Annotated in this window: 15 protein-coding genes and 1 riboswitch; of the genes, 7 read left to right on the plus strand and 8 right to left on the minus strand. The window is 63.0% G+C overall.

The features are described 5' to 3' along the window. Positions 1 to 29 precede the first annotated feature (29 nt). Positions 30 to 551, minus strand: coding sequence for a cytochrome P460 family protein (locus AC1DM5_RS22885; protein WP_477823086.1), 522 nt, complete (start codon positions 549 to 551; stop codon positions 30 to 32). Positions 552 to 764: 213 nt separating this feature from the next. Beyond that, the gene (locus tag AC1DM5_RS22890; protein ID WP_477823085.1) at positions 765 to 1208 is read right to left on the minus strand and encodes an SRPBCC family protein; all 444 of its coding nucleotides are present in this window, start codon (positions 1206 to 1208) and stop codon (positions 765 to 767) included. A gap of 297 nt (positions 1209 to 1505) precedes the next feature. Between AC1DM5_RS22890 and AC1DM5_RS22895 the strand changes: the two genes are divergently transcribed. Further along, the gene (locus AC1DM5_RS22895) at positions 1506 to 1838 is read left to right on the plus strand and encodes an HNH endonuclease family protein (RefSeq protein WP_477823084.1); all 333 of its coding nucleotides are present in this window, start codon (positions 1506 to 1508) and stop codon (positions 1836 to 1838) included. Positions 1839 to 1861: 23 nt separating this feature from the next. On the opposite strand, the gene AC1DM5_RS22900 is transcribed toward AC1DM5_RS22895, so the two are convergent. Beyond that, a complete protein-coding gene (locus AC1DM5_RS22900; RefSeq protein ID WP_477823083.1) occupies positions 1862 to 2305 on the minus strand; it encodes a helix-turn-helix domain-containing protein in 444 nt (147 codons plus the stop codon). A gap of 69 nt (positions 2306 to 2374) precedes the next feature. Between AC1DM5_RS22900 and AC1DM5_RS22905 the strand changes: the two genes are divergently transcribed. Next, positions 2375 to 3619: an MFS transporter gene (locus AC1DM5_RS22905; protein WP_477823082.1), complete on the plus strand. Its 1245-nt coding sequence runs from the start codon at positions 2375 to 2377 to the stop codon at positions 3617 to 3619. A 113-nt stretch (positions 3620 to 3732) separates the two neighbouring features. Here AC1DM5_RS22905 and AC1DM5_RS22910 read toward each other — a convergent pair whose 3' ends face one another. Beyond that, a complete protein-coding gene (locus AC1DM5_RS22910; RefSeq protein WP_477823081.1) occupies positions 3733 to 4059 on the minus strand; it encodes a hypothetical protein in 327 nt (108 codons plus the stop codon). A 154-nt stretch (positions 4060 to 4213) separates the two neighbouring features. Next, positions 4214 to 4972: an SDR family oxidoreductase gene (locus AC1DM5_RS22915; RefSeq protein WP_477823080.1), complete on the minus strand. Its 759-nt coding sequence runs from the start codon at positions 4970 to 4972 to the stop codon at positions 4214 to 4216. A 263-nt stretch (positions 4973 to 5235) separates the two neighbouring features. Here AC1DM5_RS22915 and AC1DM5_RS22920 point away from each other — a divergent pair, with 263 nt between their 5' ends. The 3 genes from AC1DM5_RS22920 (at position 5236) to AC1DM5_RS22930 (ending at position 8930) form a co-directional block, all read left to right on the plus strand. Continuing rightward, the gene (locus AC1DM5_RS22920) at positions 5236 to 5952 is read left to right on the plus strand and encodes a hypothetical protein (RefSeq protein ID WP_477823079.1); all 717 of its coding nucleotides are present in this window, start codon (positions 5236 to 5238) and stop codon (positions 5950 to 5952) included. A gap of 316 nt (positions 5953 to 6268) precedes the next feature. After that, on the plus strand, positions 6269 to 7351 hold the full coding sequence (locus AC1DM5_RS22925) for a MerR family transcriptional regulator (RefSeq protein WP_477823078.1): 1083 nt from the start codon (positions 6269 to 6271) through the stop codon (positions 7349 to 7351). Between the two features lie 181 nt (positions 7352 to 7532). Continuing rightward, complete coding sequence (locus AC1DM5_RS22930; protein WP_477823077.1) at positions 7533 to 8930, plus strand: DUF1254 domain-containing protein; 1398 nt, start codon at positions 7533 to 7535, stop codon at positions 8928 to 8930. An 8-nt stretch (positions 8931 to 8938) separates the two neighbouring features. On the opposite strand, the gene crcB is transcribed toward AC1DM5_RS22930, so the two are convergent. Together crcB and AC1DM5_RS22940 are read right to left on the minus strand one after the other, a co-directional pair. Continuing rightward, entirely contained in the window at positions 8939 to 9370 is a 432-nt protein-coding gene (gene crcB, locus AC1DM5_RS22935; protein WP_477823076.1) for a fluoride efflux transporter CrcB, read from the minus strand. Positions 9371 to 9447: 77 nt separating this feature from the next. Then, a riboswitch (Fluoride riboswitch) is annotated at positions 9448 to 9509 on the minus strand. 491 nt (positions 9510 to 10000) lie between these two features. Next, a complete protein-coding gene (locus tag AC1DM5_RS22940) occupies positions 10001 to 10288 on the minus strand; it encodes a DUF4242 domain-containing protein (protein WP_310386499.1) in 288 nt (95 codons plus the stop codon). 153 nt (positions 10289 to 10441) lie between these two features. On the opposite strand from AC1DM5_RS22940, the gene AC1DM5_RS22945 reads away from it, so the two are divergent. Together AC1DM5_RS22945 and AC1DM5_RS22950 are read left to right on the plus strand one after the other, a co-directional pair. Next, entirely contained in the window at positions 10442 to 13075 is a 2634-nt protein-coding gene (locus AC1DM5_RS22945) for an ATP-binding protein (RefSeq protein WP_477823075.1), read from the plus strand. 57 nt (positions 13076 to 13132) lie between these two features. Next, entirely contained in the window at positions 13133 to 13684 is a 552-nt protein-coding gene (locus AC1DM5_RS22950; RefSeq protein WP_477823074.1) for a hypothetical protein, read from the plus strand. 125 nt (positions 13685 to 13809) lie between these two features. On the opposite strand, the gene AC1DM5_RS22955 is transcribed toward AC1DM5_RS22950, so the two are convergent. Next, the gene (locus AC1DM5_RS22955; protein WP_477823073.1) at positions 13810 to 14682 is read right to left on the minus strand and encodes a LysR family transcriptional regulator; all 873 of its coding nucleotides are present in this window, start codon (positions 14680 to 14682) and stop codon (positions 13810 to 13812) included. Positions 14683 to 14735 lie beyond the last annotated feature (53 nt).

A 14735-nucleotide genomic window follows, 5' to 3' on the forward strand; every position in this document is an offset into this window, starting at 1 on the left:
AATAATCAATTCCAGAACAGATACACCTGTCAGGGTGCGTACCGGCTGAACACGAAGTCGCGGTCCTTGACGATCGAGTGGCAGGAAAAGCATGCTTCGGGCATTGCCGTGCTCGAGGGTTTACCGTCGTCAAATTCGACATATCCCCAGCCGCCGGTCGAAGCATATTTCTTTGCGTCCTTGATCATGAACTGCACGCCGTTCTTGGGCGACCCGGCGACGAATGACTGGGGCGCGCCGAAGGCTTCCTTGCTTTCTTCCAACGGGTGATAGTCCCAAGACAGGCGGGCAATGATGGTGCCGTCAGGATAGGTAGCGGCCCCTTCCCGGAAGGCTTTGATCGCAATATCGTTACCCAGGATGGCTCTGAGATCGTTGAGCTTGCCCTCTTCGTGCGCCACGGTGATGAGCGGCCAGTCGCGGTAGCCGCCAGGCATTTCGGTCAGGACCGGGGTGCGCGCGTTATCGGTCTCTCCGGACGCACTGGCATTGTAACCGATCAAGCCGGTAACCAAACCAACCGTCAACGACACCACGATAATCTTCTTCATCGAAATACTCTCCGCCATCAGGTTCACGCGGCGATCCTGGCAGATATTCCGACGGGCGAAATCATACTTTGATATGGTAGAAACGGTTCCGGATAGTTCAGCTGGATTTCGGCCGGAACAGGCCATTTCCCGAGACAACCCGGATGCACGAACACAGAAAAGGCCGGGTCTAAAAGCAGTTTCCAGACCCGGCCTCCCCTTGGGTTCTGACGCTTATTGCTGGATATCGGGCTCGACCAGACGTGCGAGATTGCGCAGCGATTCCTGCCAGCCGAGGTAGCAGGCCTCCGGCGGGATGAGATCGGGGATGCCGGCCTGCACCACATGGAGTTCGGTGCCGACCGAGACCTTCGTCAGGGTCACGGTCACGTCCATTTCGCCGGGCAGGTTGGCGTCGTCGAACGTGTCGGTGTAGCGAAGCTTCTGGCCGGGAACGAGTTCCAGATATTCGCCGCCGAAGGAATGGCTGTGGCCGGTCGTGAAGTTGCGGAAAGACATCCTGTGTGTGCCGCCGACAACAGGCTCCAGATGATGGACCGTGCAGGTAAAGCCGTTTGGTGGAAGCCACTTGGCCACGGCGTCCGCCTCCAGGAAGGCGCGATAGACCTTGTCCGGGCTGGTCGCCAGAACGCGGTGAAGTTTGATTGTGCTCGGCATGATGATCCTCCTTTGGATTGAACTTTGGCAATGCCTCTAGGACGGGCCTGATCTTCCCGATCCGACATTGTGATCGAGAATTTCGGTCCCGGCCTGGTGTCGGTCATTCCCCGCTCCCCGCTGCGGACCGACAGTAAAGGTGTCTTATTTTGTAAATCGATTTTTTGTTTCAACACCGCCTGGCGCCCGACGCAGGAATATAGCGGCCCCGACCTTCCACCGCCCCTGCCAAAAGATTGAAGATCTGGGAGGCGGTGCCGGTTGCCTGCCGGTCCGGCTTGCGGCTAACCTTGTCTGATGGCGCGAAAGAGAAACCGAGACGTCACCTCCTGGTATGAGGCGCCGGCGCCTGATATCTGCCCGCTCTGCGGCCGGGTCGTTCCGAAAGAGCAGCGGGACGAGCACCATCTCGTGCCCAAGAGCCGCGGCGGACGGGAGACGCAGGTCCTGCACCGCATCTGCCATCGCCAGATCCATGCGCAGTTCAGCGAGGCGGAGCTGGAACATGCCTATCCGACCGTCGAGGCTCTGCTTGCTCATCCCGCCATCCAGACCTTCGTCGCCTGGGTGCGAAAGAAGCCGCCGGAGTTTTATGATGGTACGCGGCGAGGCAAGCGCCGGCGAGAGTGAACCACACAAGCTGCCTGCCGGCCCTACCTGCCCTTGACTGCCCGCGCACCCTTGCCCTTGCCCTTGCCCGCGCCCGCCCGCTTGCCCGCGACATCGAGCAGCCGCCGAAAGGTCGGGCATTCCATGTGGGAGGGTGCGGAACATTCGGCGACATGACGCAACGTGTCGCTGAGCGCTGTCAGCTCCCGGATCTGCCGGTCGATCTCATCGGCCTTCTGATGCAGCGCGGCGCGCGGCAGTTCCGGAGCACCGGTCTTGCCGAACATGCCCGATATTTCCTCCAGCGAGAAACCGGCCGTCTTACCCATGGCGATCAGCTTGAGCTGCAGCAGCACCTCCGGCGGAAACTGGCGGCGCAGCCCGTGGCGGAAGATCGAGGTGATGAGCCCGATCTCCTCGTAATAGCGCAGCGCCGAGGGCTTGATTCCGCTTCGTACGGAGACCTCTCCGATATCCAGAAATTTCATGCTTGACCTCAAGTCGGCTTGAATTCGTAGCCTGCGCTTGAATGACATTTCAAGCAAGAGGACATCGATATGGAACAGGCGGAAAAGACCGGATCGGAGCGAATGGAAAGACGGGGCGTGACGCTGACGCTCTCCCTTTCGATGCTGCTCGCCTCGCTCGGCACCAGCATCGCCAACATCGCCCTGCCCAAGCTCGCAGAGGATTTTTCAGCGCCCTTCGCCCAGGTGCAGGGCGTCGTCGTCGCCTATCTCGCAACCCTGACGGTCTCGGTCGTCATCGTCGGCCGGCTCGGCGATCTCTACGGGCTGAAGCGCATGCAGCTTATGGGCCTCGGTCTCTTTGCCGTCGCTTCGCTGCTTTCGGCCACGGCACCCGATCTGCCGCTGCTGATGGCGGCGCGCGCCGTTCAAGGCGTCGGTGCTGCCTTCCTGATGACGATCTCGATGGCGCTGATGCGCGAGACCGCAAGCGAGGCGCGCATCGGCCGCGCCATGGGCCTGCTCGGCACGGTCTCCGCTCTCGGCACGGCACTCGGCCCCTCGCTCGGCGGCGCGTTGCTCCCGCTTGCCGGCTGGCGCGGCATCTTCTGGGTGCAGGTGCCGCTGGCCGGACTTGCGCTGATCCTGGCGATCGCGACACTGCCGGCTGACAAGGCCAGGGGCAAGACGCGCCCGGCGGGCCTGCTTGCCATGCTGGAAAGGCGCCTCGTCCCCAATCTCATCGTCAATATCGTGGTGGCGGCCGTGATGATGACGACGCTGGTGGTCGGCCCCTTCTATCTCGGTCTGGCGCTGGGGCTGAAAGCTGCTGTCGTGGGCCTCGTCATGTCCGTCGGTCCGGTGGTTTCCATCGTCAGCGGTGTACCCTCCGGCCGGCTGGTCGATGCCTGGGGCGCACGCCCCGTGCTTTCGATCGGCCTTGCCATGCTCGCCGCCGGCGCCTTCCTGCTGGCTATCCTGCCTGAGCTTTCAGGCGTCGTCGGCTATATTGCCGCCATCATTGTGCTGACGCCCGGCTACCAGCTTTTCCAGGCCGCCAACAATACCGCGGCCCTTGCCGATGTGCCGAAGGACCGGCGCGGCACAGCCTCCGGCCTGCTCGGCCTGTCGCGCAATATCGGCCTGATCTCCGGCGCCTCCCTGATGGGCGCCGTCTTCGCCTATGGCGCCGGCACCGAGGATTTCATTCATGCGACGCCGGCAGCGATTTCAGCCGGCATGCAGCTGACCTTCCTGCTGGCGGGCGGGCTGATGATTGGCGCCACGGCCCTTGTCTTCGCCGGCGCCTTCGAACGGGCATCGGCCAGGGCATGATAATCCCCGATCTGTCTCGGGCGGAGCGACCACCGCCAGAGGCCAGCTCGCAGGCCGGAGATATAGTCGAGGAATTCGGGCTTGTTCTCGCCGCCGGGGTCACGCGGGGCAACTCAGACAAATACGGTAATACAGACGGCCATCCAGATTAACGCCGTCCCCAGTGCCATCGCTCGCCTGGCGACGACGACTTTGTCTGCCTCATCCTCCGCGACAGGTGTGGTCACAATCCAGGGCACGCAGCCGAGTGCCGCAAATCCGATGACAGCGACAATCATCACGAGATAATCGATTGCACGCCAGCTCCCCTGTTCATAGACCCCCCAGTAACCCAGAAAGGCCATTCCGACTGCAAACATGGTGGCGGACGCAGAGCAAAGCCCTGTAACGGACCCGGTAGGTGCGCGCATGGTGCTTTTTTCACGTGTCTGCGAGTTCATGACGCAATATCCACGACGGTTGGCTGTCTCTCTGCAAATATGTCAGGAATCGAGTGCGGCGTGAAGCGCCGGTGACCCTCTGGGACGTGACCCTCCGGGACGGCCGCGAAATTCCCCGCCTCGGGCGGCGCAACACCGCCCGAGGCCACTTCTGCTAAAGCAGCCGAACCGACATGCCGCCGTCGACGATCATCGGGCTGCCGGTCATGAAGCTCGATTGGTCCGACAGCAGGAAGAGCGCCGCCTGCGCAATTTCTTGCGCCGCGGCCATCCGCTTCATCGGATGCAGGCTCGAGATATAGTCGAGGAATTCAGGATTATTCTCGCCGCCTGCGGGTGTGATGGTGCCACCCGGAAGCAGGCTGTTGATCCTGATGCCATCGGCCGCGTAATCGGCGGCGACCGATTGCACGAGGCCGATCAGGCCCGCCTTGGAGGCCGCATAAGCCCCCATGCCGGGCAAGCCGCCATTGCTGTATCCGACGAAGGATGAGGTGAAGACGATCGAGCCGCTGCGTTGCGCTTTCATCACCGGCAGCTGCGCCTTCAGCGCAAGGAACGCGCTCGTCAGGTTGGTGGAAATCACAGCCTCCCAATTGGCCGCACTCATCTCGGCAAAGGCGCCCATCTCGCCGACGATGCCTGCATTGTTGAAAGCGCCGTCGAGCCGGCCATAGGCATCGAGCGCCCGGTCGACGAGGCCCTGCGCGTAGGCTCCCTCGCGTACATCACCGGCCAGAGACACGGCCATGCCGCCGCTTTCAGTGATCTCGGAAACCAGCGCATCGAGGTTTTGCGCCCGCCGTGCACCGAGCACGAGCTTCGCGCCCCTGGCCGCAAACAGCCGGGCGGCTGCCGCTCCGATGCCGCTGCTTGCGCCGGAAATGATAATCGCCTTGTCTTCCAGTTCCATGTCCAAACCTGCTGTTTTGATGGTCATGGAGGGGTAGGAAATATGAGAAGCGGCAGCCACCCGATTCCGGATCGGCGACCCGCCGGCCGACGCTGACCCCGTTAACCATCTCCCGCTCTCTAAGACCATAGTCCGGCGGATGCCGGACCTCGGTCCGATGCACGCCCCGCATTTCGCGCCTAACATCGTCTTCATTCGATAGCCGCCTTCCCGAGTCGGCTATCTCACGATTTTTGATGAATTATCCTGCGAGGGAGACCCGGATGCGTATCGCAACTCTTGCGTCCATAGCCGCACTTTCGATGATCATGGCTTCGAGCCCGCTGACGATCACCGGCGCCGATATTGCCGCCATGGCAAAGGACGGTGGAAACGGCGGCGGCAATGGTGGCGGCAACGGCGGTGGTAACGGCGGAGGCAATGGCGGCGGACACGGCAGCAGCAATGGTGGCGGCAATGGCGGCGGACAAAGCGGCAGTCACGAGAACCGCGGCCACCAGTCCGGCAATTCCCAGACGGGCAGTTCGACGGGCAGTTCATTGCACGGCGGTTCGAAATCCGAGAACGGAGCCAAGGGCAAATCCGGCGAGGCGAAGACGAAATCGCTCAATGCAAAAAACGCCGCAGCCGATATCAAGCAGAAGAACCTGGCCTCCGAGCTCAAGGGCCTGAATTCTCTCAACCGCAGCTACAAGGCCTATCTGCACACGTCCGATCCGAAGATGACCGCGATCGCCGCCTACGCCGTGGCCTATGCCCAGTTTGAACTCGACAATGGCATCGAGCCTTCCGTCGACGATCCGGTCCTCGGCGACGAGGCATTGGAGGATGCGCTGGCTTCCGCAACGCGCAGCGGCGAAGTGAGCCCGGAAGTCCTCGCCGAGGCCAAAACCATCCTCGGCGTCGGAGAGGCCGACGGCAAAATCGACCAGATCCGTGAATCCCTGTCTTACTCCGCCCCGACCTCGACAGGGAATTAACGGCCGCTCGATCCGCCGGGCGGCATACCCGGCGGATCGATTGCACCTGTCATGGGTTTTCCCATGGGCAGAATAATCTCTTTCCCCCTGCATTGCGCCATTCGCCGCACCGACGCTCCAACTCTTTGAATCGACGCATCAGGCTTTCCGAAGATCGATTCCGATTTTCGGGCCGATGCTGTAGCCCGGCTCCGAGCGACATCCCACCCGCCCTGCAACAGGCATCAAGCCGAAACCGAAAAAATCCGCGAAAACCCTCTTGAGCCGGACCCAGCGTCATAGCTTAGAAGGGTTCCGAGACATCGCGGGAGGCTTGATGGACGCCGAAACAGGAAAACAGAGTTGGCTGACGGCGGCGCAATGTGCCGAGCGGATCGGCATGACTGTGCGTGCGCTGAGGCTCTATGAAGAGACCGGCCTTATCCGGCCGCCGCGCACGGGAAAGAACTGGCGGCTCTACGGCACCAGGGAAATTGCACGGCTCACCGAGATCCTGGCTCTGAAGCGGCTGGGGCTCAGCCTGCAGGACATCGCCCGGCTGCTCGCCGGCCACGCGACCGATCTCGACCGCATGCTCGCCATGCAGAACCTCGCTTTGCAGGACCAGCTGACCCGCACGCAGCGCAGCCTCGCCGTCATCGACGCGCTGCGGGCGAAGATGGCCGCAGGCGACATTCTTTCGATCGATGAACTGCTGAAGCTCGCAAAGGAGACGAACATGACCGACACCTCAGCCGATGCCATGGCCTGGCGCCGCTATGAGCAGGCACGGCCGCGCACCGAACAGAAGATCGATCCTGCGCTCTATGCCGATTATGCTGGACACTATCATCTGGGTACGTCGGCCTATGTGGTGAGCCTGCGCGACGGGCGGCTCTTCACGCGGCTGACCGGCCAGCCGGAACTCGAGATATTCGCCGAAGATGCCGACCGCTTCTTCTACAAGGCGGTTCAGGCGCAGATCACCTTTACCCGCAACGAAAGCGGCGCTGTCACCGGCCTCGTGCTGCACCAGAACGGCTATGAACTGGAAGCATCCCGCATGGACGAACGCGCCGCGACCGATCTGGAAGAGGCGCTAGCTGCGCGCATCCGCGACAAGCGACCGGTGGAAAACAGCAAGGCGCTGCTGGAACAGGTCATCGAACAGCACCAGCGCGGCGAACCCGACTATGAGCGGATGAGCCCGCCGCTCGCCGCCGCCGCGCGCGAACAATCCGCCATGATCAAGGCCGATCTCGATCGAATGGGGCCGCTCAGGGACATATCCTTCAAGGGCGTGACGGCGGAAGGCTGGGATGTCTACGACGTGACCTTCGATAACGGCCATCTCGAATGGAGCTTCGCACTGGCGGCAGATGGAAGATTCGGCGGGATGTTTATTCGGCCGGTGCTGTGACGGGATGGGGTCTTCGGTTGCCGCCTGCATCTCGCAACGCTGATCCGCGTCGTAATTAGATATTGGATCGCGACACCGGCACTCGGCAACCGTCATTTACGTACGGATTTACCGTAACGTACTTATCCCGCCCTGCCCCGGCGATAGACTTTGCCCCAGCAACATCTGGGGGAGATTGCGCATGAACCGGTATTGTCTCGTCGCGCCTGCATTCAGCCTTGCCGTCGTCCCGACCACGCTTCTTGCCGCCTCGCCGGAGGACACGCGCCTGCTGGCGCGGGAGGTCTATCAATATGCCTATCCGATGGTGCTCATGGATGTGACGATGCGCCAGATGACGGAGGTCGCCGACGCCAATTCGGTGGTGGGCCGCGCACCGGTCAACCAGTTCGCCTATTTCCGCACCTATCCCGCAGCCGATGCCCGCGATGTCGTACGCTTCAATTTCGATACGCTCTACTCCGCCGCCTGGCTCGATCTTTCCAGAGGACCGATCATCCTCTCCGTGCCCGATACCGGAGGGCGCTACTATCTGGTGCCGACGCTCGACATGTGGTCGGACGTCTTCTCCTCGCTCGGCTCGCGCACGACAGGCACCGGGACCGGCAACTTCGCCTATGTGCCGCCGGGATGGTCGGGCACGCTGCCTGACGGTATCGAGAGGATCGACGCACCGACATCGATGATCTGGATCCTCGGGCGGGTGCAGACCAATGGCCCCTCGGACTACGACAATGTCCACAAGGTGCAGGACGGCCTGAAGCTGACGCCGCTTGACCGGTGGGGCAAGAACTACAGTCCGCCGGCAAAATCCGAAGTCTCTGCCGGCATCGACCAGAAAACCCCGCCCCTGGTCCAGGTGGAACAGATGGGCGGTATCGCATTCTTCACCCGCTTTGCCGAGCTCCTGAAGAAATACCCGCCTCACCCGAATGATTATCCGATACTCTTCCGCATGCGGGCGCTAGGGCTGGAGCCTGGAAAGGACTGGGACGGCAAGTCGCTCGACAAGGCGACCGTCGATGCCATCAATGCCGGCGCCGAGGATGCGGGCAAGGATATGGTCATCGCCATCAAGACGCTCGGCACCCATGTCAACGGCTGGAATATCACGCTGAACAATATCGGCACCTACGGCACCTCCTATCGCCAGCGCGCCGCAGTCGCACTCGGCGGCCTCGGCGCTAACCTGCCGCAGGACGCAATCTATCCCGCCGCCTTTCTCGACGGCGACGGCAAGCCGCTGATGGGAGGGCAGAAGTATGTGCTGCATTTCAAGAAGGGGCAAACGCCGCCGGCCGACGCCTTCTGGTCCATCACCATGTATGACGACCAGGGCTTCCAGGTGCCGAACCCGATCGACCGCTTCGCCATCGGCGACCGCGACAAGCTGACCTTCAACAAAGACGGCTCGCTGGACATCTACATCCAGCCGAAGTCACCGGGCAAGGACAAGGAGGCAAACTGGCTCCCCTCGCCCGCCGCCAACCCGATCGGCCCAACGATGCGGATTTACGGCCCGCGTGCGGAGGCACTGGAAGGAGGCTGGGTTCCGCCGGCGATCAAGCATGTGCGCTGAGAGACGGTTCACCCCTGCTCCTCGATCGCCGCCTGCGCCACTTGCGCCACCCCGCCATTGATCCGCGTCGCAATCAGATGCCCGAGTGCCACCGCCCCGATGCAGAGCACGACGGAGGCCGCGACATTGATGCAGGCCCTGACCGTTGCGCCCGAGCGCAGCAGGTCGAGTGTCTGCAGGCTGAAGGAGGAGAAGGTCGTGTAGCCGCCGCAGAGGCCGACCATCACGAAGAGGCGCATATTGTCCGACACCGGAAAACGGCCATTGGCGAGCGTCAGCGTGCTGAACAGGCCGATGATGAGCGAGCCCGTGACATTGATGATAACAGTGCCCCAGGGCAGATCCCGGCTGATGGGCATGGCGATGATCGATACGGCATAGCGGGCGAAGGTGCCGAGCGCACCGCCGGCCATGACGATAAGGCAGGTATAGAAGGACATGCTCGCTCCAAAACTCTCGGACGGGCAATAAAAAACCCGCCTTGCGGCGGGCTCCGGACAGATTCCCACCGCGGTTAAACACGGTAGGAGTCATCAGCCTTGTGGGCGGTTTCGGGGGTACTCCATCCCCATCGGCGGGACGTATAGCGTGGGCTGCGGTGGGGTGGCAAGGGGTTGGCGGTGCGGCTCTATGTCAGGGCATGACAATGCGGCTGAGCGTTGGGCACCTATGTGGCGATGCCCCTTTGTAGTGACGCGCAGTGCAGTTGTGCTGACGCGCGCCCAACCTCCCTCATCCCTGTTTCCTCGTGCTGACACGAAGGACGTCACAGGGATCCAGTAGCAGCGTGCCTCGCGGCGAGAGACTCATTTGCCATGGGAGTGGAAAAAATCTTTCCTGCCCAAGAATTTGGGCAGACTGGATTCCTGTGACATCCCTCGTGTCAGCACGAGGAAACGGGAATGAGGGAGAATGAGGTGACGCCCTCGTCCAAAGCACGACCCGCTGACTAAGAAACCGTGGCACAGGCGATCTGCATTATGTCCCCCCATTCCCTCCCCAGCCTTACCCGAGGAGGGAACGAGGTGAGCGCCGGCCGCCGCCCCTCGCGTTGCGGCCGGCGTGGTAACTTATGCGCGGGCGGTCTGCCGAGCAGTTTGGGGTCCGAACTCCGAGGCGATCTCGCTCACCAGGTCGGCCGGGAAGCCGCCTTCGCGGGCGTGGCGGTAGACGGTTTCGGCGCTGTCGGCCTCATGCACGCAGTAGATCTTGTCGCCGGCGACATAGCTGGTGATCCATGTATAGGGCCGGTCGAGGCCGGCCACGACCTGGTTCGACTTTGCGGAAATGTTGCACAGGTCTTCCGAGGTGAGCTTGCTTGCGCCGGGAATGTTGCGTTCGATAAGATATCTGGGCATGGCGACCTCCTGTTCGCATCCTTGTTGACGAGACGGACGCTAGGCCGATGCCAGGGCCGACGCATCGGGATATCTCCCCATTTTCTGGCGCTCGCCGCCCTATTTTGGCACGTTCCTATTCCCAGCCGGCGATGATGCTGGCAATAATCCGCCATGCGACTAATCGAGCGCGCCCCCAATCTCGATCACCTTCAGTCGTTGTTGCGCGAGGCCGCCAACGGCAATGGCAGGGTCGTACTTCTCGAAGGGGAAGCAGGTGCGGGGAAATCCTCCCTCGCCGCAGCCTTCGCCGGCGCCGTGCCTGAGGGTACCCGCATCCTCTCGGGCGCCTGCGAGAATTTCGGCACGGCCGAGCCGCTCGGGCCCTGGCGCGATATTGCCCGGCACGCCCGCTGGACGCTGACCAGGGCTTCCAGCGGCAACTGGATCACCCTCTTCTCCGAAGTGCTCGATCTCCTGACTGAGGGGCGCCAGCCGACATTGCTCGTCATCGAGGATATTCACTGGGCCGATGACGCCACGCTGAACCTCATCCGCTATATCGGCCGGCGCATCCGCCACACGTGCCTGCTGCTGGTCGCAACCGCGCGCAATGACGATACGCCGGGCCAGACGCGGCTCAGGCGGCTGCTCGCCGATATTCCGCCCGCCCATTGGCTGCGCATCACTGTCCCGCCGCTGTCGAAAGCCGCCGTGCTGGAGCTTGCGGACCGCAAGGGCCTCGATGGCGAGGCGATCTTCAGCGCCACCGGCGGCAATGCCTATTTCGTCAGCGAGCTCGTGGATTGCGCCGGCAGCGATTGCTTGCCGCCACTCAGCCGCGACCATCTGCCGACAACCATCCGCGATGCCGTGCTGGCGCGGGCCGATATCCTTGACGAGGCTGACAGGGAGGCGCTCTGGGCCGCCTCCACCTCGCCCGATGCCTTTGCGCCTGAATTGATCGAGGCGATCTGCGGTAGCGATGCCCGCGCCTCGCTTGAAGCCTGCACGGCCTGCGGGCTTCTGGTGCCCGCAAGTAGTGGCCCGGGGGGCAACCTCTTCATGTTCCGCCATGAAATTGCCAGGCAGGCCGTCGAACAATCGCTGCCGCCGCTGCGCCGCCGGGCGCTGCATGAAAAGGCGCTCGCCTATTTCCGTAACCGGGCCGAGGCCTCGGTCGCGCGCATGGTCCACCATGCCAATGAGGCGCAGGACATGAGCGCGATTTCGGAGCTTGCCCCGAAGGCCGCAGCCGAGGCCGGCAGGCTCGGCGCCCACCGGCAGGCGATGCGCCATTACGAGCTGGCGCTCGCCCATGCCGGAGACTTGAGCGATGCCAGGCGCGCCTGTCTCTACGAGGGCTATGCCTTCGAATGCCACCTGACCGGCCAGATGGAACGGGCCATTGCCGCCCAGACCAGCGCGCTTGCGCTCTACCGGGCGCTCGGCGATATAAGGCATGTCGGCGATAACCTGCGCTGGCTGTCGCGGCTGAGCTATCTCGCCGGAGACCGCAAGGGCGCCGATGCCTTCGGCCGCGAGGCTGTGGACGTGCTGGAGCAGGCAGCAAGCCCGGCCGAGCTCGCCATGGGCTATTCCAACCTGTCGCAGCTCGGCATGCTGGCGGGCGATGCCGAGACCGCAACCCTCTACGGCGAGCGCGCCATTGCGCTCATGACATCGGACGATATCGCCAGGCCCGAAGTCCTCTGCCATGCGCTGAACAATGTCGGCACCGCCATCTGCTGGCGGGAGCCGGAGCGCGCCCGCCAAACACTCGATCAGGCGCTGGCAATCGCCCTCGAGCATGGCTTCCAGGAGCATGCGGCCCGCGCCTTCACCAACCGCGCCTGGGTGGAAATCCAGCTCCACGCAGTCGATGCCGCCGAGAATGTGCTGGCGCGCGGCATTGCCTATTGCATCGAGCATGACCTCGATACCTGGCGCGACTATATGCGCGGCGAGCTCGCGGAACTGCTGACCTTCCTCGGCCGATGGGAGGAGGCAGCCGCAGCAGCGCAAGCCGTGGTCGACAACCAGAATGCCCCTGCGCTCTCCCGCTATCCCTCGCTCGTGGCGCTGGCGACGCTCAGAACGCGCCGCGGCGAGACATCAGGCGAGTTGCTGCAGGAAATGGCGAAATTCCTCGAAAACACCTTCGAATTCCAGCGCCTGTCCGCGCATGCCGCGCTGGTGGCCGAACGCGCCTGGCTCGGCCTCTGCGACCGGGAGGAAGCGCTCGCCGGCCTGCGGCAGGCCGCTTCCCTCTGCAGCGACGATGCCGCCGGCTCGATGATCGGCTTCTGGGCGCATATTCTGGGCGAAACCGGCCTTGCGCCCGAGGACTCCAGCGGCGACGCTGCCGTGATCGCCATGCTCAACGGCCGATGGCAGGAAGCCGCCGATATCTGGACCGACCGCCGCGCGCCCTATCTCGCCGCCCTTGCCCTGCTCGACGGCGATAATGACGCGCTCTACCGCGCCCTGACGACGCTGGAAGCCCTCGGCGCTACTGCCGTCGTCACCCATGTGAAGGACCTGATCCGCAAACGCAGCGGCCGGCTTGCGACGCGCGGCCCGAGGGCCAGCACCCAGGCCAACGCTGCCGGCCTCACGACACGGGAAATGGACGTGCTGCGCCTGATCGACGAGGGTCGCTCGAATGCCGAGATCGGCGCGCGCCTGTTCGTATCTGCCAAGACGGTGGATCATCATATTTCCTCGATCCTCGCCAAGCTGAGCGCGAAATCGAGGGGACAGGCGGCTGCCGAGGGACGGAGGCTGGGGCTGCTGACAAATGGATAATCCTTGCGTAAAACCATGCCCGTCGCCACCGGGATCTGCCCGAGCCAAGGATACGTTATGGGCACCGAATATTATGTCGCCGTGCACGAGGCCCACTGGCTTTCGCCGGAAAAACTCAATGCCTGTCTTACGGATCTCAAATATCCGGTGCAGGTCATTCCGGCTCTGCCCTCGGATATGAGCAAGCCGCTTCAGGACAATCCAGCCTCTTCCGGCCTGACGGTGGCCTTCGACGGCAGGCAGATCGAGCTGGAGGCTTCGATCAAGCAGCTGCGCCCCGGAGAGCCTTTCGCCTATGGCCTGAAAATCGACAGGGCCAAGATCGCGGAAGGCGCGATCACCCGCCCCACCGGAATGGAGGATTTCGTGCCGCTTGATCTCAACGAAGAGCTCAAGAAAATCGGCATGGATGCGCCCGACTTTGGTTATGGCGATTATGTCGTGAGCATAACTTTCCGATCATCCGTCGATGAATACCGCGCTGGATTTCTGCTGATGGCAGGCCTCATCCGATGCGCTGACGGACTGGGCTTCGAGTTCGGCACCGCGTCTTACGGTGGATCGTCATTCGCTGAAGCACTTGTGCGGCAGGCACAAGACATGGAGTAGGCACAGGTCGGATCAGCCTGCGGCATCCACTACCGATCCCCGTCGCGGCGAAGTGGCGACGTCCCTTTCCTCCCTCATTCCTGTGCTCGTCACAGGAATCCAGTGCGGCCAAGATCTTGCGCCAATCACGCCCGCCCCGCCACCTCGAACAACTGCGGCACAGCCGGGTTCTTCGCCGCACGCGAGGCGCAGAGCACGACATCGAATTCCGGCGCATCGTCGAGCTGCCGGGACACCACGCCCTCCGCCAGATCGCTGCAAAGCGATTGCGGGATCAGCGCCACGCCCAGCCCCTCCTGCACCAGCCGGATGATCGTGTGCTGCAGGCGCGGCTCGAAGGCAAAATGCGGGATGACGCCGCCGGACGCGCAATAGAGGCCGATCGCCGAGCGCAGCGTTGGCGCCACGGTCGCGGGCGCGGCGATCAGTTTTTCGCCCGCAAGCGATTGCGGCCCGATGGTTTTGGCCTCGGCCAGCGGATGGCCCGATGGCACGATCAGGCAGAGCCGGTCACGGGCAAGCAGCAGCGTGCGCAGATGCGGTGCGGGACCGCCGCCGAAGGTGACGGCGGCATCGAGTTTGCCTTCGGTGAGCATCTCCTCGATATCGGTGGGTATGCGCTCCTCCAGGATCAGCCGCACATCCGGACGCGCCTGCGAATAAAGCCGCACCAGTGCCGGGATGACGCTATGAGCGGCATGCATCATGAAGCCGAGCTTCAACTCACCCTTCATACCGCTGGCGACTAGTTGCACGTCCCGGCAGGCGGCATCGAAGCGTTCGAGCACCGCGCGGCAATCGGCCAAGAAATGCCGGCCGGCCGGCGTCAGCGCAACATTGCGCGAATTGCGCTCGAAGAGCCGCACACCAAGCGTCTTTTCGATGGCTGATATCTGCCGGCTGAAGGGCGGCTGGCTCATGTTCATGCGCGCAGCCGCATGGCCGAAATGCAGCGTTTCGGCCAGCGCCACGAAATAGCGCATATGGCGTGTGTCCATTCGATACCTCAGAAGTATCAATCAGCATTGCAGATGACATTGGATTATCTCGA

It is taken from the genome of Rhizobium sp. 01T437 (genome assembly GCF_056398505.1).

What these genes read in the sequence shown, in the direction of transcription:
- AC1DM5_RS22885 (WP_477823086.1), bottom strand. Translation starts at nt 551, where the DNA reads ATGAAGAAGATTATCGTGGTGTCGTTGACGGTTGGTTTGGTTACCGGC.
- AC1DM5_RS22905 (WP_477823082.1), top strand. Translation starts at nt 2,375, where the DNA reads ATGGAACAGGCGGAAAAGACCGGATCGGAGCGAATGGAAAGACGGGGC.
- AC1DM5_RS22940 (WP_310386499.1), bottom strand. Translation starts at nt 10,288, where the DNA reads ATGCCCAGATATCTTATCGAACGCAACATTCCCGGCGCAAGCAAGCTC.
- AC1DM5_RS22895 (WP_477823084.1), top strand. Translation starts at nt 1,506, where the DNA reads ATGGCGCGAAAGAGAAACCGAGACGTCACCTCCTGGTATGAGGCGCCG.
- AC1DM5_RS22955 (WP_477823073.1), bottom strand. Translation starts at nt 14,682, where the DNA reads ATGGACACACGCCATATGCGCTATTTCGTGGCGCTGGCCGAAACGCTG.
- AC1DM5_RS22950 (WP_477823074.1), top strand. Translation starts at nt 13,133, where the DNA reads ATGGGCACCGAATATTATGTCGCCGTGCACGAGGCCCACTGGCTTTCG.
- AC1DM5_RS22900 (WP_477823083.1), bottom strand. Translation starts at nt 2,305, where the DNA reads ATGAAATTTCTGGATATCGGAGAGGTCTCCGTACGAAGCGGAATCAAG.
- crcB (WP_477823076.1), bottom strand. Translation starts at nt 9,370, where the DNA reads ATGTCCTTCTATACCTGCCTTATCGTCATGGCCGGCGGTGCGCTCGGC.
- AC1DM5_RS22890 (WP_477823085.1), bottom strand. Translation starts at nt 1,208, where the DNA reads ATGCCGAGCACAATCAAACTTCACCGCGTTCTGGCGACCAGCCCGGAC.
- AC1DM5_RS22910 (WP_477823081.1), bottom strand. Translation starts at nt 4,059, where the DNA reads ATGAACTCGCAGACACGTGAAAAAAGCACCATGCGCGCACCTACCGGG.
- AC1DM5_RS22945 (WP_477823075.1), top strand. Translation starts at nt 10,442, where the DNA reads ATGCGACTAATCGAGCGCGCCCCCAATCTCGATCACCTTCAGTCGTTG.
- AC1DM5_RS22920 (WP_477823079.1), top strand. Translation starts at nt 5,236, where the DNA reads ATGCGTATCGCAACTCTTGCGTCCATAGCCGCACTTTCGATGATCATG.
- AC1DM5_RS22925 (WP_477823078.1), top strand. Translation starts at nt 6,269, where the DNA reads ATGGACGCCGAAACAGGAAAACAGAGTTGGCTGACGGCGGCGCAATGT.
- AC1DM5_RS22930 (WP_477823077.1), top strand. Translation starts at nt 7,533, where the DNA reads ATGAACCGGTATTGTCTCGTCGCGCCTGCATTCAGCCTTGCCGTCGTC.
- AC1DM5_RS22915 (WP_477823080.1), bottom strand. Translation starts at nt 4,972, where the DNA reads ATGGAACTGGAAGACAAGGCGATTATCATTTCCGGCGCAAGCAGCGGC.